Source organism: Glutamicibacter sp. MOO4 (assembly GCF_056934395.1).
In genome coordinates, this window is record NZ_CM167800.1 from 1406749 (window position 1) to 1430423 (window position 23675).

Consider the following 23675-nt stretch of genomic DNA (forward strand, 5'->3'; position numbering starts at 1 on the left):
CCAACTTTCCTGAGAAAAATAATCTAACGATTGTCTAGCGGACTACGCGGACTTCTTGTCGCGCTTGGCCACCATAGCGTGTGAGAGCATTGCTGGCTCTTCGCCGTCGAGAACGGTGCCACGGGTGACAACAACTTCTGCAACGTCTTCACGGCTAGGAAGATCAAACATGACTCCCCCAAGCGTTTCTTCGAGAATTGAGCGCAAACCACGTGCACCAGTTTCGCGTTCGATGGCCTTCTCAGCCACTGCATCAAGAGCAGACTGATCGAAGCTCAAAGCGACGCCGTCCATTTGGAACATCTTCTGGTACTGCTTGAGCAGCGCGTTCTTTGGTTCGGTCAATACTCTGACAAGAGCTTCCTTGTCCAGGTGCTCAACAGTAGTGATGACTGGAAGTCGACCAATGAATTCTGGAATCAAACCAAACTTCAGCAGATCTTCAGGCCGTACATCAGAGTACGATGCGGTCTCGCTCTTCAGTGCCTTGAGGGGTGCACCGAATCCGATACCCTTCTGACCGGCGCGGGAAGAAATGATTTCTTCTAGTCCGGCGAATGCACCGGCAACGATGAAGAGAATGTTGGTCGTGTCCAACTGAATAAAATCTTGATGCGGGTGCTTGCGCCCGCCCTGTGGTGGAACAGCTGCAACGGTTCCTTCGAGGATCTTCAGCAAGGCCTGCTGCACGCCTTCACCCGAAACGTCTCGGGTGATCGACGGATTCTCGCTCTTACGGGAAATCTTGTCGATTTCATCGATGTAGATGATGCCGGTTTCGGCCTTCTTAACATCGTAATCGGCAGCCTGAAGCAGCTTCAGAAGAATGTTTTCAACGTCCTCGCCAACATAGCCAGCTTCAGTCAAGCTTGTGGCGTCGGCTACAGCAAAAGGCACGTTGAGCTTCTTGGCCAACGATTGCGCTAGATAAGTCTTGCCACAACCAGTTGGGCCAATGAGCATGATGTTCGACTTGGAGACTTCAACTTCGTCCAGTGGGTCATCATTGGTCAGCGCAGCCACGGGACCATGGTCCTGGTTTCCGTGAATTCGCTTGTAGTGGTTGTAAACAGCCACCGAGAGAGCGCGCTTAGCGTTCTCCTGACCAATCACGTATTCCTGCAACGAATTAAAGATTTCGCGAGGCTTGGCTAAGGAGAATTCCTCATGCACCTGCTCCTCTGCAAACTCCTCCGCAATGATTTCGTTGCAAAGCTCGATGCATTCAGTACAGATGTAAACACCATGGCCTGCAATTAGCTTCTTAACCTGCTTTTGACTCTTCCCGCAGAAAGAGCATTTCAGTAGATCTGAGCCTTCACCCATGCGTCCCATCGCACCATTCTCCCGTTTACTTGAGTAGCTGTGGACTTACTCAATTCTAGGCTAGTTGTACCCCAAATTAGATGAATATGGCGGTTTACCTGTGTTGCGCCACTTCACCTTCGTAAAGTGGCGTCCTTGGGTAAACCGCCATTCATCGGGGATTATTCCGTTTAAGTGCTAGCTACCCAGCTGAGCACGGTTTAGCTTACGTGGAGTCAGTACTTCATCCACGATGCCGTAGGCCTTAGCTTCCGAAGCAGTCATGAACAAGTCACGCTCAACGTCGTCACGAACCTTCTCTACTGCCTGGCCCGAATGCGAAGCAAGAGTTTCTTCTAGCCATGAACGCATGCGCATGACTTCTTCTGCCTGAATCTGCAGATCGCTAGCGGTACCGCGTTCGCCGCCACCCATTGATGGCTGGTGGATCAGCACACGAGCGTTTGGCAATGCAAGGCGCTTGCCTGGAGTACCGGCGGCCAGCAGCACTGCAGCTGCGGAAGCTGCCTGACCCAAGCAAACCGTCTGAACTTCTGGACGGATGAACTGGATCGTGTCGTAAATTGCTGTCATCGCGGTGAACGAGCCACCTGGCGAGTTGATGTAAAGGGTAACGTCTCGTTCTGGATCCATGGATTCCAGGACCAGCAGCTGAGCCATTACGTCATCAGCAGAAGCATCGTCGACCTGTGCACCGAGGAAAATGATGCGGTCTTCAAATAGCTTTGCGTATGGATCCTGGCGCTTGAACCCGTATGGGGTGCGCTCTTCGAACTGAGGAAGAATATAGCGAGCCGATGGCATCTGGCCACTTACGGCTTCAGGATTGAAGTTCATGGTTTTCTCCTTGGACAAATCTTTGGGAATGAAGTGGTGGGCTCGGCTACTTAGGCTCTACGCCGCCGCCACCGGTGACAGACCCGGCATGCTTAGCAACCTTGTCAACAAAGCCGTATGCCAGACCTTCTTCAGCGGTGAACCACTTATCACGCTGGTTATCAATCAGGATCTGTTCCACGGTCTGACCGGTCTGCTCAGCGGTCAGTTCACTCATGACCTTCTTCATGTGCATGATCAGTTCAGCCTGGATCTTGATGTCCGAAGCGGTACCGCCAATGCCACCGGAAGGCTGGTGCATCAGGATACGTGCGTTCGGAGTCGCGAAGCGCTTGCCTGGGGTACCCGATGAAAGCAGGAACTGTCCCATCGAAGCAGCCAAACCGGTTGCTACGGTGACAACATCATTCGGGATGAAGTTCATCGTGTCGTAGATGGCCATACCTGCAGTGATCGAACCACCTGGGGAGTTGATGTACAGGTAGATGTCCTTCTCAGGATCTTCTGCAGAGAGCAGGAGCAACTGCGAGCAGATGGCATTCGCATTGTCATCGCGGACTTCGGAGCCCAGCCAGATGATGCGCTCCTTGAGCAAGCGGTTGTAAATGTAGTCGTCGCGGCTGGCCGGGTCAACGGCGGCCATCGTAGGAGTGCGCGAATCATTTGACATGTTCTCTACCTCTTCCAAACGTGTAGATCAGATTCTGGAATTTTTATTTCTAATCCCAAAGCTGCAACTGGTTACTTTGAGATTACTTACTTCAAGGCTTTCATGGGACGTTTCATGCCCGTGTTTCGCTCACGGCGCATGATGCACGCCGGGAGCGAACAAAAATGGCCATTGACCGCCTTTTAGAGGCGGCCAATGGCCATTGGAGAGTAGTGAAAACTACTTTGCTTCTTCGGTTTCAACCTCAGCAGCAGCTTCGTCTTCACCAGCTGGCTTCACGAAGGAAGTCAGGTCCACTGCTTCACCGTTGGAATCGGTGACCTTAGCGAACTCAAGAACCTTTGCAAGTGCCTTGCGACGACGAACCTCGCCCATAAGCATTGGAACCTGGCCGGCGCCGTCCAGCATCTGAGCGAACTGGTTTGGCTCCATGCCGTACTGACCTGCGGTCTGAACGATGTAATCGATCAGCTCGGACTGCTCAACGCCAACTTCTTCAGCATCTGCAACTGCATCCAAGATGATTTCGTTCTTGAAAGCACGCTCGGTGTTTTCGCGAACCTCGGTGCGGTGCTCTTCGGTGTCGTGACCCTCTTCAGCGTCAGGAGCGTTGAAGTGCTGCTCGATCTGCTCGTCGATAACCGAAGCTGGAACAGGAACCTCAACAAGCTCAACAAGCTTGTCCAGAACCAATTCGCGAGCCTCTACGCCCTGCTCAACGGTCTTGCCTTCTGCAGCGTCCTTAGCAAGGTTTTCGCGCAGTTCAGCAATGGTGTCGAACTCGGAAGCAAGCTGAGCGAAATCATCGTTAGCTTCTGGAAGTTCGCGCTGCTTGACAGCGTTGATAACAACCTTGACGGTTGCGGACTTGCCAGCGTGCTCGCCGCCAGCAAGGGTGGTTTCGAAGGTTGCATCTTCGCCAGCGGACAGGCCGGTAACAGCCTCGTCCATGCCCTCAAGCATGTTGCCGGAACCGATCTGGTACGACAGGCCCTGTGCGGAGTCAACCTCTTCGTCCTCAACCTTTGCGGTGAGGTCGATGGTGACGAAGGAGTCTGCAGCTGCTGGAGCTTCAACTTCCTTCAGGGTGCCGAAGCGACCGCGAAGGTCGTCGAGAGCCTTCTCGATGTCCTCGTCAGCAACTTCCTTGGCTTCAACAGAAACTTCGAGGCCCTTGTAGTCCGGAAGTTCAACCTTCGGACGGATATCAACTTCGAGGGTGAAGACCAGCTGGCCTTCGCCTTCCTTCTCGATGGAAGGAAGCTCAGTGATATCAACCTCTGGGCGGGACAGTGGGGTCAGCTCGTTCTCAACCATTGCCTGCTGGTAGAAGTCGTTCAGACCTTCGTTAACAGCGGTTTCGATGACGTAGCCACGGCCAACGCGCTGATCGATCATGCGAGTTGGAACCTTGCCCTTACGGAAGCCTGGAACCTGGATCTGCTGTGCGATGGTCTTGTACGCCTCATCGACGCGGGGCTTCAGTTCCTCGTAAGGAACCTCAACGGTTAGCTTCACCCGAGTCGGGTTGACGTTTTCAACGGCGCTCTTCACAGCGTTGTACTCCTGAGTGTCTAAGGATTAGGTTTTATCTGCAAAAAACCCCGCAACATGGTGGCGTTGCGGGGTTGTTCGACAGAGTCGGGGTAACAGGATTCGAACCTGCGACCTCACGCTCCCAAAGCGCGCGCTCTAGCCAAGCTGAGCTATACCCCGATTAGCAGTGAACAGTCTAACCCGAGTCATCCTGTATCCACTAATCGTTTGTGATGCTTACTAGTTGCCTTTGACAGTTCCTAGTGATCACAAGATCTAAATAATATTTAGCTCTCAATTTTCATGAGCTGAAATCCAAGAATTTCTACTCATAAAGTCGGGGTAACAGGATTCGAACCTGCGACCTCACGCTCCCAAAGCGCGCGCTCTAGCCAAGCTGAGCTATACCCCGAAAGTCCGTTGGTTCACAATTTTCATTGTGAGCTGCATCGAACTGATAGGTTGTGAATCCACCCGAGAAGTAAATCCTGTGGATTCTGGTGATCTGACTACTCAGATCTATTTTCATGGCTGAATTATCTTCAGCCATAAAGTCGGGGTAACAGGATTCGAACCTGCGACCTCACGCTCCCAAAGCGCGCGCTCTAGCCAAGCTGAGCTATACCCCGATAAAGTTTGGAAAACCCTACTTCATCTGGACTTTCCGTCCTGTGTTCAACTCAGGAATCATTTATTTCCCGTGCTGATCACAAGAAACTAAGTTACACGGGTTCGAACCAAAAGCAAAATCGAAACCCACGCATGTCGAAGATTCACATCCGCGTGAATCCGCGGATATACGGTGATTACTTATGTCAGAAGCCAAACTTAGGTGGTTCACGTGAGTTGAATAACAGAATTTTGACGCAAAAAGTTCTTCAGCCGGCTGGAGCTGGAGGCGACATGTTTCGCAAACTGGACCTTAGATAACCAATGCACCACATGAACCCGGGGCCTCATAGTTTGAGCTGTGCCACCAATCCCCCGGCCAATAGGCTCGAGAGTAATGGCGATCGCACCATGCGCACCGTGTGTACCGTGTGCACCGACAGCAGTCAGATCTAGCATCAGCTCCTGCGGACCCAGACAGGCGCCGGTTCAGGCACTGCAAAAAACGAGCCACGATTAGTCACTCTGCAGCACAGGCGGAAACTTCGACACAACAAAAAACTCCGACTCTCAATTGAGAGCCGGAGCATTTGGTCCGAGGGGATGACGGGAATCGAACCCGCGTAATCAGTTTGGAAGACTGAGGCTTTACCATTAAGCTACATCCCCATTTCGAAGCTTTTCTCGCTTCGAACAAGATTGAGTCTAGACCATAAAAGATGCGCTTTGCAAATCGGGGATTCCCGTTCTCACTTGGAGGCACTCGAATAGCATCTGAATTGAGCATCTCAAAGCTATACACGCCGACACGGCGAAGAAAAACTATTCTGCTCGTCTCATCAACCTAAGCCGTCCAATACTGAGCTGAATTCTTTCTCGGCATTTTCTGGCATCTCGGGCACCAATAAAGTTTCCTGGCGGCAACCTCAGTCAAAGCAATGTTGCCGCTGCAGCGACGGCATCCGAGTCCCTGGCGTTGATATACGTAGTACGCGTTATCGGGCCAAAGGGGAATTCCGGCTTGTCGATCTTCGGGGTAGGTCGTGATGATTTTTCCATCACGCACACCGTCTTCCATGATCGCGACTATGTCGTACCAGAGCTTTCGAGCTTTTTGCGAAGACAGCTGATTGGCAGGTAGCTCGGGGGCGATGCGGTTGCGGAACAACGACTCGGCACGGTAGATATTGCCAACCCCGCTAATCAGGCTTTGATTCATTAAAGCGACAGCAATGGGCGTTTTGGTCTTCGAGAGGTTCTCCCGAAACTCAGAGTAGCCACTGGCTAATACGGTGTCCGAGTCCAGCAGCGCTTCAGCTGACTTGGTGGCCCGAAATTCATTTGCCGCACGGGCTAGCGGATCCGGTCCCAAGTTATTTAGATGTTTCTGAACCTGCGGATATTCAAGCACCTCGCAAGCAGTCGGTCCTCGCAGATCAGCCCAACCGTGCTCAGAAACAATCCGCGCTCGGACTGCACCCACAGGTTCCGGTGGTCCAAGATACTGCCTCGCGGAAACTTCTGAGCGCGTTTCCGTCTCGCCAATCTTCCGAGGTGCGCCAATGGAAGAAGCACCGCTGAAGTGTTCGTCTCCCCCAAAGCTAAACGCACCGTAGAGTCCGAGATGAACTCTGAGGTACAAGTCATTGGAGAAGCGACAGAACAATTGCTTCCCCTTGGCAAAGGCGACTTCTAGTTCGTAGCCATCGATACGCGCTGCATCAGATGCGAACCTGCCCTGCGGAGAAGAAACATGCACCACTTGCCCACCAAAGACGTCGTCAAATTGGCGGGCAAGTCGGTGCAGGGAGTGGCCTTCAGGCACGACTAGTCAATAACCTCGCCAGTGGTTTCGTACGAGGCAATCTTGCCGATTCGTCGTACGTGGCGTTCTGCATCGCTAAACGGCTCAGCCAAGAAAGCTTCGATTAGTTCTGCGGCTTCTTCAACCGAGTGCTGGCGTCCGCCAACGGCAATTACGTTGGCATCGTTGTGCTCACGCGCCAACTTGGCGGTATCCAAGTTCCAGGCCAAGGCGGCACGAATGCCTTCAACCTTGTTTGCCGCAATCTGCTCACCGTTGCCGGAGCCACCAAGAACGATGCCTAGGGAATCCAATCCTTCGCGCTGTTCCTTGACTACGGCCTTGGCAGCGTTGATGCAGAACGCAGGGTAGTCATCCTCAGGATCGTACGACTCTGGACCATGGTTGACCATTTCATAGCCTTTGCCAGTCAAGTACTTCACCAAGTAGTCGCTGAGCTCTAATCCGGCATGGTCTGTAGCAATATGCACGCGCATAGTCTGTGGCCTCTTTTAGCTTGGAGGGGTCATTTACTTTCCTATACAGCTTAGCGAGGTCCGATGAGCTCCTTGTCATGTTCCGATGATCTGGCAGTAATATCGGCAGGATTTCTCACGGATTGAGACTCAAGCCACCAGGTTTCTAGGCGATATGGGGCATTTGCGTAAATTGTTCCAGAGATGACTTGCTTTACACCCCGCCAGAAGTGACACAATATACAAATATTCAGTATCCGTTTCATAACTGTCTCGGACGCACACTTCATCAAGAACTGGAGACCCAATGCCAGGAATGAACCTCACCCGCGCTGAGGCAACCGTACGCGCAGGACTGCTCAACGTCGACAGCTACGAGGTTAGCCTGGACCTCACCCGCGGTGAGCGGGTATTCACGTCCAAAACCACGGTACGATTTAGCGCTACCGAAGGTGCTTCAACTTTCATTGATGCTGTCACCGACAATGTGCGTTCGATCAACCTCAATGGGGTCGAGCTAGATCCAGCAACCCATTCCGATGGCATCCGCATTCAGCTTCCCAACCTTGCCGAGCAAAACGTCCTGGTTATTGATGCAGACGCGCTGTACATGAACACCGGCGAAGGGCTACACCGCTTCGTCGACCCAGTGGACCAAGAGGTTTACCTCTATACCCAGTTTGAAGTTGCCGATTGCCGTCGCATGTTCGCCGTGTTCGAGCAGCCAGACCTTAAGGCGACCTTCCAGTTCACGGTGACCGCACCGAAGTACTGGAACGTTGTTTCCAATGCTCCAACCCCAGCTCCACAAGAGCAGGGCGAAGCGGCGACTTGGGCCTTTGCCCCGACTCAGCGAATTTCCTGCTACATCACCGCGCTTATCGCTGGCCCCTACCAAGTAGCCCGTGACTCGCTGGTCTCCTCTAGCGGACGTACCGTTGAACTCGGCGTTTTTGCTCGCGCATCCATGATGGAATACCTGGACGTCGAAAATATCGTGACGATCACCCGTCAAGGTTTCGAGTTCTACGAAAAGAACTTCGGCACCCCTTACCCATTTGAGAAGTACGACCAGCTGTTCGTGCCTGAATTCAACGCAGGTGCCATGGAAAATGCCGGCGCTGTAACCTTCCTTGAAGAATATGTGTTCCGTTCTCGTCCCACCGGAGCGATGGTAGAACGCCGTGCCATCACCGTGTTGCACGAATTGGCGCACATGTGGTTTGGCGACCTCGTCACCATGAAATGGTGGAACGACCTGTGGCTCAATGAGTCCTTCGCCGAATTCATGTCGACCTTGGCTGCGGCTCAGAACACCGAGTTCACTAGCGCGTGGACCACGTTCAATACCTTGGAGAAGAACTGGGCTTACCGCCAGGATCAGTTGCCTTCTACTCACCCGATTGTGGCACCAATCAACGATCTCGAAGATGTTGAGGTCAACTTTGATGGCATCACCTACGCCAAGGGTGCCAGCGTCCTGCGTCAGCTTGTTGCGTTTGTCGGCCAGGAAGAATTCATGGCAGGCGTGCGCCAGTACTTTGCTAAGCACGCATGGTCCAACACCGAGCTTCCTGATTTGCTCTCCGAGCTTGAAGCCTCCAGCGGTCGCGATCTCAGCGGCTGGGGCGCACAGTGGCTTGAGACTGCAGGTGTCAACACGCTTACTGCACAGATCAGCACCGATGATGCTGGCATCATCACCGACTTCAGCATCCTTCAAAGTGCAATTTCCGACTACCCAACTCTGCGTCAGCACCGACTGGCGGTTGGGTTCTACAGCCTTGACGAAAATGGATCTTTGCAGCGTGTGCACCGAGAAGAACTAGACATCTCGGGTGCCTCGACCCCGGTTTCGTCTTTGGTTGGGCTCGCTCAGCCTGACTTGGTGCTGCTCAACGATGATGATCTGACGTACGCGAAGATTCGTCTGGATGAACGCTCACTAGCGACCGCAACCGAGCACCTCAAGGACTTCCAAGAGTCCCTGCCTCGTACCCTTGTTTGGTCCGCTGCGTGGGACTCCGTGCGTGATGCTGAATCCCCTGCCAGCACCTACGTCCAGTTGCTTCTGAACAACATCGGGCACGAGTTTGACTCGTCCGTCATCATGGTCCTCTTGCGCCAGCTGAACACCTCACTGGATAGCTATGTGACCCCAGAAAATAGCAGTGAGCTCTCGGTTCAGGCTGCGGATCGTTTGTGGCAGCTGGCCACTGAAGCTCAGGCCGGTTCAGATGCCCAGTTGCAGTTTGCCAAGGCCTTTGCGCACCGTTCCCGTAGCGCTGAACAGCTCGATACAGTTCAAAGCCTGTTCGACGGATCCAAGACACTGGACGGTCTGGTCATTGATACCGATTTGAAGTGGTCTTTGACCATCGCGCTGAGTGCCGGTGGACGTTTGTCCGATGAACAAATTGATGCAGTTCTCGCCACGGACGACACCGCAAAGGGTAAGGCCTCTTGGTACACCGCCCGAGCTTCACGCCCAACGGCAGAAGCCAAGGCCAAAGCCTTTGAAGCGGCAACCGCAGCGAAGCTGTCCAATGATCAGCAAAGCGCCGTCATCGCAGGGTTCAACAACACTCATGACAAGTCCCTGATCGCTGAATACGGTGAGAAGTACTTCGCATTGTTGGTCCATGCGTGGGAAAACTTCTCCCACGAAATGGCTAAGCAGATCGTGCTGGGCTTCTACCCAAGCTCGCAGGTGTCACAGGCTACCTTGGACACGACGCAGGCCTTCTTGGAATCTTTGGGCGACAAGCATCCAGCACTACGCCGCTTGTTGACCGAGTCCGCTGCTGATGTTCGACGCGCTCTAGCTGCACGCCAGGCAGATTTCTAAAACAACCGCTGAACTATAGATGGGGATGCACGCTCAGCTCTCAAAGCTCATGTGTGCATCCCCATTTGGTTAAAGATGCGACAATAATTTCATGGATCTTTCGCATCATGAGTATCGCGTCAGCCTCGAATGGACCGGCAACCGCGGAACTGGAACTGATAGCTACCGAAGCTATGGACGGGACCATATTGTCAGCTCGCCGGGTCTTCCAGTTCTACCAGGAACGGCCGACCCGACCTTCCATGGCGACAAGGACCGGTGGAATCCAGAGCAATTACTGCTTGCAGCATTGAGTCAATGCCACATGCTTTCGTATCTACACATTGCGGTGAATAACGGCTTGAAAGTTATTGGCTACACCGACACCGCGCAAGGTACTTTGCGCCTGAATGCTGATAACAGTGGCGAATTCACGCAAGCAGTTCTGAAGCCCGCGGTCAGACTGGCTGATGAATCTCAGCGCGAACTCGCGAACTCACTGCATGAACAAGCCAACAAAGTTTGTTTCATTGCTAGGTCTGTTAACTTCCCGGTACTTCATGAACCGGTCCTGCCAAGCAATTCTTGAGGAATGAATATGAGTGAAAACCCGCAAATCCCGCACAGCGTTAAGCAGGATCCTTTCAGCAAACCTCTCGTTTTAGGTGCATCAAGCCAAGAGTTTCTTGACCTAGCAGAGCAACCTGTAGACGCATCTTTGTACCCGGGAACGTTTTACCACGAGGTAGGCGGCCGAGAAGTATTCGCAAAATTGACCAAGAATTTCTATGATTCTGTAGCTCAGGATGAAGACTTCCGCACCATGTACCCGGAAAAGGATCTGCATCCAGCACAGGTACGGCTTCAGTTGTTCCTTGAACAATACTGGGGTGGCCCGACTACATATTCGGAGCACCGCGGACACCCGCGCCTACGAATGCGCCATGGTAACTTCACCGTAAACTCGCACTACCGCGATGTGTGGATGGGCCATATGAACAAGGCCATTGATCAGTTGGACCTGCCTCCACTGCACGCTGAGACGCTTCGAGATTACTTCGAACGCGCTGCACACTCAATGCTGAATACACCGGACTAATCCGGAGCTTCAAAAACTAATGGTCTGAAACCAATATTGGTTTCAGACCATTAGTTTAAACTTCGAGGATCTAACCCAGTAACGAGGACTGGCGCATTACCGCGTGCCCACGTCCGTTGCTCACGCGGTACCAACTACCCCTGCGCAATATTCGGCTCTGTCCATCTTTGGTCAGGAAGCCCAACGCATGCATCGCAAAGGCCGCGCCCAGTGGCAAGGGTGAATCTTGTCCCTCAATTTCGGAGGACCATACACGTTGGCGAATTTGCGAGATGACAGGCTTTCCCGGATTCTCTGGCAGCGCTTGAGCAACTGCATCAATTCCGGTTTGGGCGGCCCGGGATAGGTCAGCATCGGCAATAGAGCCTGAGTCTTCCCACTGCGACATCGGCACAGAAATGCCGGCCCAACGAGCTGTAGCTTCGACCGGTGGCACGGTGAATTCGACCGAACTATCCCCCATTCTTGCCAGTCGATCCTGCACTGAAGACAATGAGTAACTCGCATCTAGCTCAGCCGGCTGAGCCAGCCGGTGTACGCGCATGCCTAGAACGGTGTATTGACCCTGACCCAATTCAGCAGGAACTAGAACAGGTACGTAAACGGCCAGCGCGGTTCCTCGGGCAACAAATAGCGCCGCGTCATCTTCAATAGTCTTGGCTCGACTAATAAAGTTCGAAAGGTCACTGACGGAATTTACATCGTCAAAAATCAGTACGTCGCTTGCCATGGATTAATGTTCTCACGACGAGCATGCCCAATTTCCACGAATTAGCTCATGGCGTGAAGTCTGGTCAGGTAATCGTATAGTTTACGTACAAGCAGGTCCGCCCAATGAGGAGGGTACCTTCAAGTAACATTGGGTAAAGATCTGCACTACAAAGAACTTCAAGGAGTTTATGCCGTGACCGGAGACCTTGGTACCACTCAGGCACTACTGGACTTGCTAAATCTGGATGGGGAAAATCAGGCCCGAACGGACGAAGATATCTTTGTCGGTCGCATGCCCAAACAGAACCGGAAACGCGTATTCGGTGGCCAGGTATTGGCTCAATCTGTCATGGCCGCATCGCGCACCGTCGATTCCACTCGCGCTATCCACTCTTTGCACGGATATTTCCTTCGCCCCGGCGACCCTGAGCAGACCATTACCTTCGGGGTACAGCGCCTGCGCGATGGTCGTTCATTCTCCGCACGCCGAGTTCATGCCTACCAGAACGGCGATCCCATCCTTTCGATGATCGCCTCGTTCCAAGAACCAGCGCAGGGTTTAGAGCATCATGACCCAGCACCGCTGAACGCACCTGATCCAGAATCCCTGCCAACCACAGCTGAACTTGTGGGTCATCTGGATCATCCTGTAGCCCGGGAATGGGCTTTTGAACGCCCATTCGACGTTCGTCATGTCTCCGAGCCCATCTACCTTTCCGGCGACGAGACTCGTGGTGCCGATACGGCAGTCTGGTTGCGGACGACTTCGGCGATGCCAGACGATCCGACGATGCACCGTGCAGCGTTGGCGTACGCCAGCGACTACATGCTGCTCGAACCAATTCTCAAGGCACATGGACTAGCCTGGATCCATCCCGGGTTGAGCATCGCTAGCCTAGACCATGCCATGTGGTGGCACAGGGACTTCCGAGTTGATGAGTGGCTGCTCTACGTCCTCCACTCCCCTTCGGCTTCCTCGGCACGAGGACTTGGCACCGGGCAATTCTTCAACCGCGATGGTCAGCTCGTAGCAACAGTCGCGCAAGAAGGCATGGTCCGGCTTCCGGAATTTGGGACCAAGAAATAATCTTGGCTTTGGCTTCCTAGATGTCCAGCTCCACGTTCTCCCTTGGTACGGCTACGCACGTTAGAATGTGACCGTCAGGTATCGTGGCGCTGGGCTCCATCGGATAGCTCACGCTCCCCTTGAGCAGCTTGACCGCGCATTGACCGCAGGATCCGGCTTGGCATGAGCTTGGAGCGTCGATCCCTTGAGCCTGCAACGCATCCAGAAGTACACCTTGTTCTGGTTGCCACTCAAAGTGTTTTCCAGAGTCAAAACAATTGATCTCTGCGTTAGCGAAGTCTTGAAATAGCTCGCTGAAATCTTTGTGCGGTGAGACAAAGGCCTCGCAGTGAATGTTCTGCGGTTCGATACCTTCGGCTCGACAGATCTCCTGAGCCATCTGCGTGAACGATTGAGGTCCACAAATCACCACGCTGTCACAGCCTGCGACTACGCGGGCGATGTCTTCAGGATTCGGACGTGCCACGGTGCTATCAAAATATTGAACCGTAGGCGCAGCATTCCCTCGGCCAGCTAGTGCTCTTGCCTCCGAGAACAGCGCGTTCGGGGCGCCACGCTCAACGTGCACCAGTCGGAGATCCTGTACCTGCGCGGCAGCTTCATGATCACGTAGCAGCCCAAGAACAGGGGTGATCCCAATTCCCGCTGAGACCAAGGCCGTGCGCTCTCGCAGGACCTTGGCAGCAGTCACCGACCCGTAGGGTCCAGATATCAGTAGTTGTTCTCCTGGTTCAAGTTGCGACAGTTTCGCAGAAACTGCTCCTTGAATCCTTACGGCTATGGTGACGTTCTGCTCGTCAACGGCGGTGACCGTGTAGTTTCGCCAAGCAGGATCCGAGAAGTGAACCCTAAGATACGTTCCAGCCTCGTCGTGCTCCTTGAACCAACCGAATGTGTCGCTCAAAGTAATTTCGACTAGGTCTGAAGAGACCTTGGTGGTTTTTTGGACTGTCGCATATCGAGGCGAACGCTTCGCGGGAACTAGGTTTGAAATATCCTCGCTTGGCATTTCAATCTTAATCTCGTCGCCCACTTCAAGCGTTCCGGGCTCGAGAACCGTTCCGTAGATACCGCAATGCAAATGACCAAAGTGCGTGGCAAGCAACCGTGGCCCATTGATATCCACTTCAGTGGTTTCCGGATTCACCGATGTGGCCGAACACCGCTCAATCGACTTGGTTATTGCAATCCTTGCCTCGCCAATGCGTATTACCTTGCCGATGAGTCCAAATTCTGCAAAGGCCGGGAGTCCTTCCACTAATATATTGCCGCGGTATCTGCGCGGGTCCATCTCAATCTGCCCCGCGACCGATAGACGCTCGACTGTCCTGGGATTAATGATGGAAATGCCCGAACGTTGAGAATCGAACATTCCCTTCGGCATAGATACTGCTCGGCGCCCGATGGCACCCTGAGTCGGAAGATGCGCTGACAAGTACGCACCAAGTTCCGCCACGCCGTCAGGCGTTGACGAGTCGAATGTCAGTGAAGACGCATTCACTTGATCTGGCGCTGCGACGGTAATAAATGGAGGGTTGGATTCCACAGACCATTTTTGCAGGCTCTTATTGTTTTTTAGGATGGTGAAGCTGTGGCAGCTGCCCCACTGTCCATCAAGAACCTCGACCGTTCCGTTCGTGAATGCGATACTGCGATCGCCGCGTATTCCACTGCCAACGCTGACAGCGCCAGCGTCGATTGCTTCGCCGGGCAAGCCCTTGATCGGAAAACGAAATAGCTGAGCAATCTTCATGGATTCAGTCTAGTAAATCTCGTCAGGTCTCAACCACATCGTGAAGATCAGTCGTCCTGTTCAGCTCCTTCGATTACCTCCAGCCTTCTGGCCCCTGATCCATCCTTAGACAGTTGATCTTCGGGGTTAAGCAGCCCACAAGCTTGCATCGAGAGGCACCCGCATCCGATGCATCCCATAAGCCGATTTTCTAGCTCCTCGATTGCCCTGCGACGAGCTGCCAATACCTGTTTCCACTGTTCGGTGGCCCTGAGCCAGTCCGTTTCCGACGGGACACGACTCATAGGTACTGGGGCTAAAGCGTGCTTGATGTCTTTGAGCGCAATGCCCAGTTGCCGGCCTACGGTAATGAGTGAGATCCGCCGAAGCAGATGCCTTGGGTATCTACGTTGGTTTCCGCCTGTGCGTAATGACGAGATGAGCCCAACCTCTTCGTAATAGTGAAGGGCTGAGCGGGCAACTCCGGTACGGTCGCTGACCTGTCCGATGGTGAGCAATTCTTGCGCGGGTAGCTCTTCTGAAGGTTCCTGCGGACTTGTTGTGCGAATCATCACGACTCCCCTCCTTGACCTCAAGTTTACTTGAGGTCTTAGTGTGGAAGTAATCAATATCGTTGGTGGGAGCCTGTAAAACTTCCACATCAGCTGCTGAACCTTATTTCTCGGGTTCAGGCAAAGGAGCCACTGGATGAGCCAATTGTCAGATGATTTTCGTACGGCGTTCCGCCATCATCCAGCTGGTGTCGCACTTATTACCGCAACGGTAGATGACGTTCCCTACGGATTGACTATTTCTTCCTTGGCTTCCTTGTCCATTGAGCCAGTAGCCGTTTCATTTTCGCTAGCCAAAGAGTCAGGAGCTGCCGGCGCGGTCCTTGCCGCTTCCAGCTTCGTCATTCACATGCTCGGCGAACAGCAGGACGAATTGGCCACCAACTTCGCCCGACCGGGAGCCCCGCGTTTCACGCCTGAGCAAAAATTTCGTATCTTGCCTACGGGTGAACCGCATTTCATCGATGCGCCCGTAGCCTTCCGCGCCACGCTTCACTCATCGGTCAGCGTAGGCGGGTCACGACTAATCGCGGCGGAAGTTCACGAGATTCTTCATGGGCTTTCAGAACAACATTTGCTCCACCAAAATCGGGAGTACCTGCGTATCTCAGAATTCCTGAACGCTTCGACGTCGCGGCAATAGCTCGACTACTGAACTTCTTCGTTATATAGCAATGGCCGCCACAAAAGTGGCGGCCATTGCTATACAGCTTCCTAGTCACGAGTCAGTCGACGGTGAGTCACGCGATGAGGCTTAGCTGCATCGGCGCCCAGGCGCTCAACCTTGTTCGCTTCGTAGGACTCGAAGTTGCCCTCGAACCAGTACCAGTTCGATGGGTTCTCTTCGGTGCCCTCGTAGGACAAGATGTGGGTTGCCACTCGGTCCAGGAACCAACGATCGTGCGAGACCACGACGGCACAGCCTGGGAAATCAAGCAAAGCATTTTCCAATGAGGAAAGGGTCTCAACGTCCAAGTCGTTAGTTGGCTCATCGAGAAGCAAGAGGTTGCCACCCTGCTTCAGGGTCAATGCCAAGTTCAGACGGTTGCGCTCACCACCGGAAAGCACGCCGGCCTTCTTCTGCTGGTCTGGGCCCTTGAAACCGAAGGCCGAGACGTAAGCGCGAGAAGGCATTTCAACCTGTCCAACTTGGATGTAGTCCATGCCATCCGACACAACTTCCCACAGGGACTTCGTCGGATCAATGTTTTCGCGGTTCTGGTCAACGTACGAGATCTTGACGGTATCGCCAATCTTCAGCGAACCAGCGTCTAGTTCTTCCATGCCAACAATGGTCTTGAAGAGAGTTGACTTACCAACACCGTTCGGACCGATGACACCAACGATGCCGTTACGAGGCAACGAGAAGGATAGTCCGTCGATCAATACACGTTCGCCGAAACCCTTCTTGAGGTCGTTGGCCTCAATAACAAGCTGACCCAAACGTGGGCCAGGTGGAATCTGGATCTCTTCAAAGTCAAGCTTGCGGGTGCGCTCAGCTTCCGCAGCCATTTCTTCATATCGAGCCAGACGAGCCTTCGACTTGGTCTGACGTCCCTTCGCGTTCGAGCGAACCCATTCGAGTTCTTCGGCCAGACGCTTAGCAAGCTTCTGATCCTTTTTGCCCTGAACTTCCATACGCTCGCGCTTCTTCTCCAGGTAAGTGGAGTAGTTGCCCTCGTATGGGTGCAGACGGCCTCGGTCAACTTCACAAATCCACTCGGCGACGTGGTCGAGGAAGTAACGGTCGTGAGTAACTGCCAATACTGCGCCTGGGTAAGCAGCTAGGTGCTGCTCCAGCCAAAGTACGGACTCGGCGTCCAAGTGGTTAGTAGGCTCATCGAGCAGCAACAGGTCTGGCTTCTGCAGCAATAGCTTACAAAGAGCAACACGACGACGCTCACCACCGGAGAGGTGGGTTACCAACTCATCGCCAGGTGGGCAACGCAATGCATCCATTGCCTGTTCTAGCTGGTTGTCGATATCCCATGCATCGGCCGCGTCGATAGCTTCTTGGAGCTTGCCCATTTCTTCAAGAAGGGTGTCGAAATCAGCACCTTCTTGAGCCATCTCTTCGGAAATCTCGTTGAAGCGAGTGATCTTTTCGTAGATCTCGCCTACGCCTTCCTGGACGTTGCCCAGGACGGTCTTTTCTTCGTTTAGCGGTGGCTCCTGAAGCAGGATGCCCACCGAATATCCTGGTGAAAGCCGCGCTTCACCGTTGGACGGGGTGTCGATACCCGCCATGATCTTCAAGATCGTTGACTTACCAGCACCGTTCGGTCCCACAACACCAATTTTGGCGCCTGGGAAGAACGACATGCTGACATCGTCAAGGATGACTTTGTCACCAACGGCCTTGCGAGCCTTGGTCATCGTATAAATGAATTCCGCCATGTTGTTAAGGCTAGTCGGTGATAGGGGGCAAAACCGAATCCGAACTCAACTATTTTGGCTTGGTGGTGCTCGGATTCACTTAAGTGAGCCAAGCACCACCCAACAATGAGTATTCAGGCCGCTTGACCCTGGTCTTTTGGCCAACTCGCATCTGCGTCAGTTTGAGATTCAGAATGCGATACTCGTTCAATTTCTGAGGTGTCCGTACGAACTCTCGTGAAGGTGCTTGTTCCAAAACGAAGATCGTGACCAACACTGAAGGCTTCGACATCGGCGCTTGTTCCGCGCGTACCATCTGCTCTCTCGAATTCTCTGATCTGCAGCTTGCCGAAAATCACCACATGATCACCTTGGGCCAGTGACTCCATGGTGTTCTCCGCCAAGCCTCGAAAAGCCGAGACTGAATACCAGTTAGTTGGCCCGTCGGCCCATTGGCCTGATTCAAGATCTCGCTTCCTTTCGTGAGTAGCAGCTCGGAACTTCAGAACAGAAACTCCTTTTTGGGTAATGGTCAACTGCGGATCCGTGCCAACGATGGCACGGATAGTCACTAGATCGCTCACTGGACCCACTCCTTATAATCCGGACACCGAGGACTGTTCCCGGCGTTAGTCCTCATGGTGCTGCCTGCTCGATTACCCAAGAGAGCGACGACCGCGAATTGTGGATACCCAGTCAATCGCCCCTCCTTGTTGCCCGAGGTGATCCAAGTTCTGCTCCGGCGACGTTCGAACTAGAAGTGGCTGGCTCACCGGTCCAGACGATGTGCCTAGAATCGCGAAGACGCCGTTGCAGTTAAGTAGGCCGAGATTTTGGTCAATTGAAATAACCTTGCCTGATTAGGCGGAAATGGATAACTTCGCCCTAGTAGCCTCAAGTCGTATTTTTAGTAGGCAATGAGCTAAACTATTCTTCGGCTAAGCCTCCGTAGCTCAGCTGGATAGAGCAAGAGCCTTCTAATCTCTAGGTCACCGGTTCGAATCCGGTCGGGGGCACATTTAACCGCTGTTCACTTTGAAAATAAGTGAGCAGCGGTTTTTTCTTGTGGAGAGAATACCTGCTTCGCTAGACAGGTTTAGTCCATGGGACAGCGTTCGAAAAACCTGGCGTCTAGCAGTTGCTAGACAGGGCTCACGGCATGTTCCCGCACCGATTCCCTGCCCTCATTTGGCAATAATTGAAGACTCGCGTAGGGGCAATTATCGCCTTCCAGCTTCATAAGTTTCGTCGCCTGATGGCCTGAGATCAGCCAGTTTCCTGTGCGCGCGCTTAACAGGAGCCACGCATCCTCGCTGAATCAAAACATGGGGCAACTGAACGGTAACTTAGCGGCGAATTTTGCGATAAACTCTAGGGAATATAGAAACCGAGAGGCAACATTTTCTCATGATTCAACCGGTCGCCATCCGAGAGCGGCTCGTCCCCTCTGAGCGCACCAGTATCAACCTAATATTCCTGCTTGCAGGACTTTCCTTCGCTTCGTGGGCCGGCCGGCTTTCGATTATCGATGCAGTACTAGGATTTTCCGGGTTAGGTCTCGGCTCGTTCCTGCTTTGCATGACCGTCGGAACACTTATTGGCTTGGCAATCATCCCAACCATCAGTCGATACGTTCCCACAAAACGACTCTTGTGTTCTCTGCCTCTGGGGCTTGCGCTTTGCCTTCCGATACTCGGCATCGCCATCTCAATCACTCAAAGTACGGCACTGGCCTACATTGCCTTGTTTATCAACGGCATCATTTTTGGTTGCCTCGACATCATGATGAACGTCAGCGGTGCACGAATTGAACGTGAACTCGGGCGGAGCATCATGCCCTCGCTACACGGTTACTTCAGCCTAGGCTCTTTGTTGGGAGCCGGCGTGGCAACAGCATCGATCGCACTGCACATCCCGAGTATCTGGCATTTCAGTTTTGTATCCGTAGCCATTCTCGTGTTGGCATTTGTCGCCCATCTTGGACTGTCCTCGTGGGAAAACGAGAACTTCGCAAACCGTGCCAAAGAGAAATCTGCGCAGTCCTCGGCACCACCACGCAAGCTCGGACTACTTATGCTCTTGGGTCTGATGGTTGCCGGGCTGAGCTTCGCAGAGGGTGCTGCCAACGACTGGATAGCCGTTGCCACCGTGGACGGCCACGGGTTGAAGCACCAGGACGGTGCGCTCATGTTCACGCTGTTCGTGGGGGCTATGACGTTGGGCCGTTTTGTTGGCGGTCAGCTCGTAGACCGACTTGGGCACAAGAACACGTTGCTGTTCATGGGATCTATCGGACTAGTTGGCGTTTGCCTGTTCATCATCGGAGCCAATCCGTATCTCATCGGTTTGGGTTCGGCAATGTGGGGACTTGGCAGTTCTTTGGGCTTCCCCGTCGGCATGAGTATCGCAGCTTCCAGGAGTGAACGCCTGGGCCCCAAGGCTGTAAGCATTATCAGCGCCTTCGGATATGGTGCAATGCTTGGCGGCCCGCCACTCATTGGACTCATCGTCGACAGCACCGGACTGCCTCAAGCACTCTGGATCTGTGCGATCGTCTTGGTGATGTCACTTCTACTAACTCCCCGAGTCAGCCGACGCCCGCGCTAGAGCTCTTCGCGCAACTAGACAGGGATAACGGCGCGCTCTTTGATGTTACGCATCACGATGGTACTGGTGAGCTTCTCAACCCCAGGTAGTCCGACCAAGACATCGTCATAAACGCGCTGGTAATGACTGAGGTCTTCGGCAAAAACGCGGAGCAAAAAGTCAGGTTCACCAAAAAGTCGTTGCGCGTCAACGATGAGATCCACCTTTTCGACGGCTAGCTCAAAATCTTTGAGCTGCGCACGATCCTTGAGCGTGACAAACACGAGCGCTTCAAAACCTAGACCAACCCGATCTGCAGCGATCACGGCTTGATATCCCGTAATGATTCCGGTTCGCTCAAGCTCACGAATACGTCGATGGCACGGAGCTACGGACAGACCAATCTTTGTGGCCAACGCCGTAGCGCTGATACGACCGTCAATCTGCAGTTCAGCGAGTATCGCGCGATCCAATTTGTCCATGATGCCAGCGTAGCGCACAAATAGTTTGCGCCAACTCGTCAGAAAGTACGCTTTTCTTGCACAAAGTTCGGATTCCTCCCAAAAATCAGCAAACACATTTTGAGTGAAATTTCCTATGGTTGATTCAACGCTGATTGATACCTAGGAGACGGACTTATGGACCTCGCTCAAATTGCAGGATTTCTCCTAGTCTCAGTTACTTTGGCGTGCACCCCAGGAGCCGATTGGGCATACATCATTTCGGCAGCCCTCGGCCAGCGCAGCTACCGGCCAGCAATCTGGGGTCTCATCTCCGGCTACCTTTTGCACACGGCACTGTTGGTTTGCGGAATCGCAGCTTTGGTCGCCAGTTCACCAACTGCTTTGATGTGGTTAACCGTTGCTGGCTCCTTCTACCTACTCTGGCTCGGCATCTCCACGCTGGCGTCATTCAAACGTGCGAAGTTTTATGATCCAGCCGAGGCTTCCAGTCCTTCTAGCGTCGACTCTACAGATTTTGTACCAGCAGAAAGTCGCACACCGCTGAGCGAGGGTTCCGTTGCGGTCATGTCCAAGCCCAAAGGTTCCATAATTTCACGAAGCCCGTACCTGCGTGGCCTACTGACCAGTGGAACAAATCCCAAAGCGTTACTACTCTACGTTGCCTTGATTCCACAGTACCTGGACACCTCAGCAACAGCGCCAATCTCCGTTCAGACCGCCACCTACGGTCTAACACATGTGGGCGTTTCGATTGTTGTCTACTTCAGCGTCGCGATGGCAGCAAGGGCGTTGTTGCGCTCACGTCCAAAGGTAGCTCGGGGCGTCACATTATGCTCGGGTGTCATTATGGTGTGCCTCGCGCTTGGCTTGATCTACGAACAATTTTTTGTCGCATAGCTAATTTATTGAACGCTGATCAAGACAATTGAACAGTGATCAAGTATGCTCTTTATCGATGGTATTTCAACCATCCGATCCGTTAGTCAGACCAACGCCACAATGACGTGCAAGTTCGGTTTGGCTCAGAGCATCACGCTGGAGCTTTTGTGGAACTACCCCCAATCCGCATCGAGAACGTCACTGTTCGGTATGAGGACAGAGACGTTTTGACAGACGTCAGTCTCACCCTGAATGAACAGCGAATTGGCATCATTGGCGCCAACGGTGCCGGCAAAAGCACGTTGTCACGGTTGCTCAACGGACTGGTGCTTCCCACCCAAGGTTCGGTTCATATCGGCGAGCTGAACACCACGCAACACTCCAAGCAGATCAGGCGTCAAGTGGGATTTGTTTTTCAGAATCCCGCCAATCAAATCATCATGCCGATCGTCTCCGAAGATATTGCTTTTGGGCTAAAGAACCTGGGGATGAGTAAAAATGAGCGGCAGCAACGCGTCGCGGAAACCTTGTCCGAGCTGAACATCTCCCACCTCGCAGATCGTGAAAGCCATACGCTCTCCGGTGGCGAGCAACAAATGGTGGCACTGGCTTCAGTCCTAGCGATGCGCCCTCGGACCATCGTTTTTGATGAGCCAACAACCATGCTCGACTTGCGCAACAGGCTTGGCTTTCAACGCGAAGTATCCAGGCTCTCACAAAGAGCCATCGTGATTACCCATGACCTGGAAATCCTCGAAGACTTTGAACGTGTGCTCGTCGTGACCGATGGACACATTGCGTTCGACGGGCCCGCCGATGCCGCAATCGACCACTACCGGGCATGGAGTCACGCATGATCGCGGCTCACAATACCTCGTACCTTTCGCGCATAAAGCCCGGATGGAAGTTTGGAAGCCTGCTGGTACTGAGCATCGCGCTCTACATGATTACTTCGTGGCAGGTCCTGCTGGTGGCATTCGTGCTCAGTGTGTTCTTGCTGGCCACCGCACGTGTACCAATGAAATTCCTTCGCGGACCATTGATCTCCATCACCATCATTCTTGGTGTCGTTTTTATCCTGCTAGGGATACAAACGGACTGGCTAAACGCTCTTCGCTCGGTTCTACGCCTGTTGACCATGTGTCTATTGGCTTATTCGGTCAGTCTCACCACGCGCTTTTCAGAGATGCTGGAACTCTTTCAGCAAGTTGCCTCGCCACTACGCTACGTGGGCGGAAATCCAGATCAAATCGCATTGGCTCTCTCAATGACTATTCGCTTCATTCCTGAATTGAAAAAGGTCTACATTGAGGTCCGAGAAGCGCAACATGCTCGGGGCTTGGCTAACAACCCGCTGGCCGTCACGGTCCCACTGGTCGTACGTTCACTAAAAATCGCAGACGAAACTGCGGAGGCACTCGATGCCCGCGGCTACGATTCGGCACCGACACGGCGCTAGCTTCACACCGATTTCTCCCTTACTCTTGCTCTCCCTAGGAAAATCTATGACTTCTTCAACTTCCACCTCACAAACCAAGAACACTGTCTACATTGCCGTCTTCGCCGCGATGATCGCCGCCATGGGTTTGCTTCCTCCGATCACGCTTGGAATCATCCCCGTGCCGATCACGTTGCAAACTCTCGGAGTCATGTTGGCCGGAGCGTTGCTCGGTCCATGGCGTGGTGCTATGGCTTCACTAGTCGTCGTTGTTCTGGCCTTGGCTGGGTTGCCCTTGCTCGCCGGAGGACGTGGCGGGTTCGGCGTATTCTTGGGCCCAACCGGCGGATACCTCTTGGGATGGATTCTAGGGTCCCTGATCATCGGTGCACTGTTCAAGTACTGGGTGTTGCGGATTACTGGCAAGACGGCCCAGTTCTTTGCAGGATTACTCTCCGTGATCGCCGGCGGCATCGGAGGCATCTATCTCTGTGGTGTCCCTTGGACTGCAATGGTTACCGGACTGGACCTAGGCACCTCGCTGCTTGGTTCAGCGGCGTTCCTACCTGGCGATCTGTTCAAGGCAGTCGTGACCACCTTGGTGGCCCTAACCGTGCACCGTAGTTACCGTGGGCTGATGAAGTAA

22 protein-coding genes and 5 tRNA genes are annotated in these 23675 nt (G+C 53.4%); 11 read left to right on the top strand and 16 right to left on the bottom strand.

Annotated features, from left to right (window positions below):
* Positions 1-42 precede the first annotated feature (42 nt).
* The 10 genes from clpX to AC1Z3F_RS06560 all read right to left on the bottom strand — a co-directional run bounded on the left by clpX (position 43) and on the right by AC1Z3F_RS06560 (position 7279).
* Positions 43-1335: an ATP-dependent Clp protease ATP-binding subunit ClpX gene (gene clpX / locus AC1Z3F_RS06515; RefSeq protein WP_262197580.1), complete on the bottom strand. Its 1293-nt coding sequence runs from the start codon at positions 1333-1335 to the stop codon at positions 43-45.
* 168 nt (positions 1336-1503) lie between these two features.
* Entirely contained in the window at positions 1504-2163 is a 660-nt protein-coding gene (locus AC1Z3F_RS06520) for an ATP-dependent Clp protease proteolytic subunit (RefSeq protein ID WP_131088379.1), read from the bottom strand.
* 46 nt (positions 2164-2209) lie between these two features.
* The gene (locus AC1Z3F_RS06525) at positions 2210-2806 is read right to left on the bottom strand and encodes an ATP-dependent Clp protease proteolytic subunit (protein ID WP_131089775.1); all 597 of its coding nucleotides are present in this window, start codon (positions 2804-2806) and stop codon (positions 2210-2212) included.
* Between the two features lie 246 nt (positions 2807-3052).
* A complete protein-coding gene (gene tig, locus AC1Z3F_RS06530; RefSeq protein ID WP_131088380.1) occupies positions 3053-4387 on the bottom strand; it encodes a trigger factor in 1335 nt (444 codons plus the stop codon).
* An 87-nt stretch (positions 4388-4474) separates the two neighbouring features.
* Positions 4475-4549 (bottom strand) — tRNA-Pro (locus tag AC1Z3F_RS06535).
* Between the two features lie 157 nt (positions 4550-4706).
* Positions 4707-4781: transfer RNA gene (locus AC1Z3F_RS06540), tRNA-Pro, on the bottom strand.
* A 142-nt stretch (positions 4782-4923) separates the two neighbouring features.
* A tRNA-Pro gene (locus AC1Z3F_RS06545) sits at positions 4924-4998 on the bottom strand.
* 578 nt (positions 4999-5576) lie between these two features.
* Positions 5577-5647 (bottom strand) — tRNA-Gly (locus AC1Z3F_RS06550).
* 175 nt (positions 5648-5822) lie between these two features.
* On the bottom strand, positions 5823-6803 hold the full coding sequence (locus AC1Z3F_RS06555) for an Fpg/Nei family DNA glycosylase (RefSeq protein WP_444613558.1): 981 nt from the start codon (positions 6801-6803) through the stop codon (positions 5823-5825).
* Positions 6804-6805: 2 nt separating this feature from the next.
* Positions 6806-7279, bottom strand: coding sequence for a ribose-5-phosphate isomerase (locus tag AC1Z3F_RS06560; protein WP_131088382.1), 474 nt, complete (start codon positions 7277-7279; stop codon positions 6806-6808).
* Between the two features lie 286 nt (positions 7280-7565).
* Here AC1Z3F_RS06560 and pepN point away from each other — a divergent pair, with 286 nt between their 5' ends.
* The 3 genes from pepN to AC1Z3F_RS06575 all read left to right on the top strand — a co-directional run bounded on the left by pepN (position 7566) and on the right by AC1Z3F_RS06575 (position 11184).
* Positions 7566-10106 carry an aminopeptidase N gene (gene pepN, locus AC1Z3F_RS06565; protein ID WP_483566830.1) on the top strand — a complete coding sequence of 847 codons (2541 nt, stop codon included), beginning with the start codon at positions 7566-7568 and terminating at the stop codon, positions 10104-10106.
* Between the two features lie 91 nt (positions 10107-10197).
* Positions 10198-10674 (top strand): OsmC family protein, encoded by a 477-nt coding sequence (locus AC1Z3F_RS06570; RefSeq protein WP_444613560.1) that lies wholly within the window; start codon positions 10198-10200, stop codon positions 10672-10674.
* 9 nt (positions 10675-10683) lie between these two features.
* On the top strand, positions 10684-11184 hold the full coding sequence (locus AC1Z3F_RS06575) for a globin (protein WP_444613561.1): 501 nt from the start codon (positions 10684-10686) through the stop codon (positions 11182-11184).
* 70 nt (positions 11185-11254) lie between these two features.
* Here the strand turns inward: AC1Z3F_RS06575 and AC1Z3F_RS06580 are convergent, their stop codons facing one another.
* Complete coding sequence (locus AC1Z3F_RS06580) at positions 11255-11914, bottom strand: DUF8185 domain-containing protein (protein ID WP_131088385.1); 660 nt, start codon at positions 11912-11914, stop codon at positions 11255-11257.
* A 174-nt stretch (positions 11915-12088) separates the two neighbouring features.
* On the opposite strand from AC1Z3F_RS06580, the gene AC1Z3F_RS06585 reads away from it, so the two are divergent.
* Entirely contained in the window at positions 12089-12982 is an 894-nt protein-coding gene (locus AC1Z3F_RS06585; protein WP_131088386.1) for an acyl-CoA thioesterase, read from the top strand.
* Positions 12983-12998: 16 nt separating this feature from the next.
* Here the strand turns inward: AC1Z3F_RS06585 and AC1Z3F_RS06590 are convergent, their stop codons facing one another.
* Together AC1Z3F_RS06590 and soxR are read right to left on the bottom strand one after the other, a co-directional pair.
* Positions 12999-14735, bottom strand: a complete 1737-nt coding sequence (locus tag AC1Z3F_RS06590; RefSeq protein WP_483566831.1) for a 2Fe-2S iron-sulfur cluster-binding protein — start codon at positions 14733-14735, stop codon at positions 12999-13001.
* Between the two features lie 47 nt (positions 14736-14782).
* On the bottom strand, positions 14783-15286 hold the full coding sequence (gene soxR / locus AC1Z3F_RS06595; protein ID WP_262199722.1) for a redox-sensitive transcriptional activator SoxR: 504 nt from the start codon (positions 15284-15286) through the stop codon (positions 14783-14785).
* Between the two features lie 136 nt (positions 15287-15422).
* Here soxR and AC1Z3F_RS06600 point away from each other — a divergent pair, with 136 nt between their 5' ends.
* Complete coding sequence (locus AC1Z3F_RS06600) at positions 15423-15929, top strand: flavin reductase family protein (RefSeq protein WP_262197576.1); 507 nt, start codon at positions 15423-15425, stop codon at positions 15927-15929.
* A gap of 71 nt (positions 15930-16000) precedes the next feature.
* On the opposite strand, the gene ettA is transcribed toward AC1Z3F_RS06600, so the two are convergent.
* Both ettA and AC1Z3F_RS06610 read right to left on the bottom strand, forming a co-directional pair.
* A complete protein-coding gene (gene ettA, locus AC1Z3F_RS06605; protein ID WP_131088390.1) occupies positions 16001-17683 on the bottom strand; it encodes an energy-dependent translational throttle protein EttA in 1683 nt (560 codons plus the stop codon).
* 113 nt (positions 17684-17796) lie between these two features.
* Positions 17797-18246 carry a single-stranded DNA-binding protein gene (locus AC1Z3F_RS06610; RefSeq protein WP_483566832.1) on the bottom strand — a complete coding sequence of 150 codons (450 nt, stop codon included), beginning with the start codon at positions 18244-18246 and terminating at the stop codon, positions 17797-17799.
* A gap of 358 nt (positions 18247-18604) precedes the next feature.
* Between AC1Z3F_RS06610 and AC1Z3F_RS06615 the strand changes: the two genes are divergently transcribed.
* A tRNA-Arg gene (locus AC1Z3F_RS06615) sits at positions 18605-18678 on the top strand.
* A 391-nt stretch (positions 18679-19069) separates the two neighbouring features.
* Positions 19070-20269, top strand: coding sequence for an MFS transporter (locus AC1Z3F_RS06620; protein ID WP_444613565.1), 1200 nt, complete (start codon positions 19070-19072; stop codon positions 20267-20269).
* A gap of 14 nt (positions 20270-20283) precedes the next feature.
* On the opposite strand, the gene AC1Z3F_RS06625 is transcribed toward AC1Z3F_RS06620, so the two are convergent.
* Positions 20284-20730 (bottom strand): Lrp/AsnC family transcriptional regulator, encoded by a 447-nt coding sequence (locus AC1Z3F_RS06625; protein WP_262197574.1) that lies wholly within the window; start codon positions 20728-20730, stop codon positions 20284-20286.
* Between the two features lie 156 nt (positions 20731-20886).
* Between AC1Z3F_RS06625 and AC1Z3F_RS06630 the strand changes: the two genes are divergently transcribed.
* The 4 genes from AC1Z3F_RS06630 (at position 20887) to AC1Z3F_RS06645 (ending at position 23675) form a co-directional block, all read left to right on the top strand.
* Positions 20887-21609, top strand: a complete 723-nt coding sequence (locus tag AC1Z3F_RS06630; protein ID WP_483566833.1) for a LysE family translocator — start codon at positions 20887-20889, stop codon at positions 21607-21609.
* A 149-nt stretch (positions 21610-21758) separates the two neighbouring features.
* Positions 21759-22448, top strand: coding sequence for an energy-coupling factor ABC transporter ATP-binding protein (locus AC1Z3F_RS06635; protein ID WP_483566834.1), 690 nt, complete (start codon positions 21759-21761; stop codon positions 22446-22448).
* Positions 22445-23050, top strand: coding sequence for an energy-coupling factor transporter transmembrane component T family protein (locus AC1Z3F_RS06640; protein ID WP_444613568.1), 606 nt, complete (start codon positions 22445-22447; stop codon positions 23048-23050). Before AC1Z3F_RS06635 ends, AC1Z3F_RS06640 begins: the two co-directional genes overlap by 4 nt.
* 46 nt (positions 23051-23096) lie before the next feature.
* Positions 23097-23675: a biotin transporter BioY gene (locus tag AC1Z3F_RS06645; protein ID WP_131088397.1), complete on the top strand. Its 579-nt coding sequence runs from the start codon at positions 23097-23099 to the stop codon at positions 23673-23675.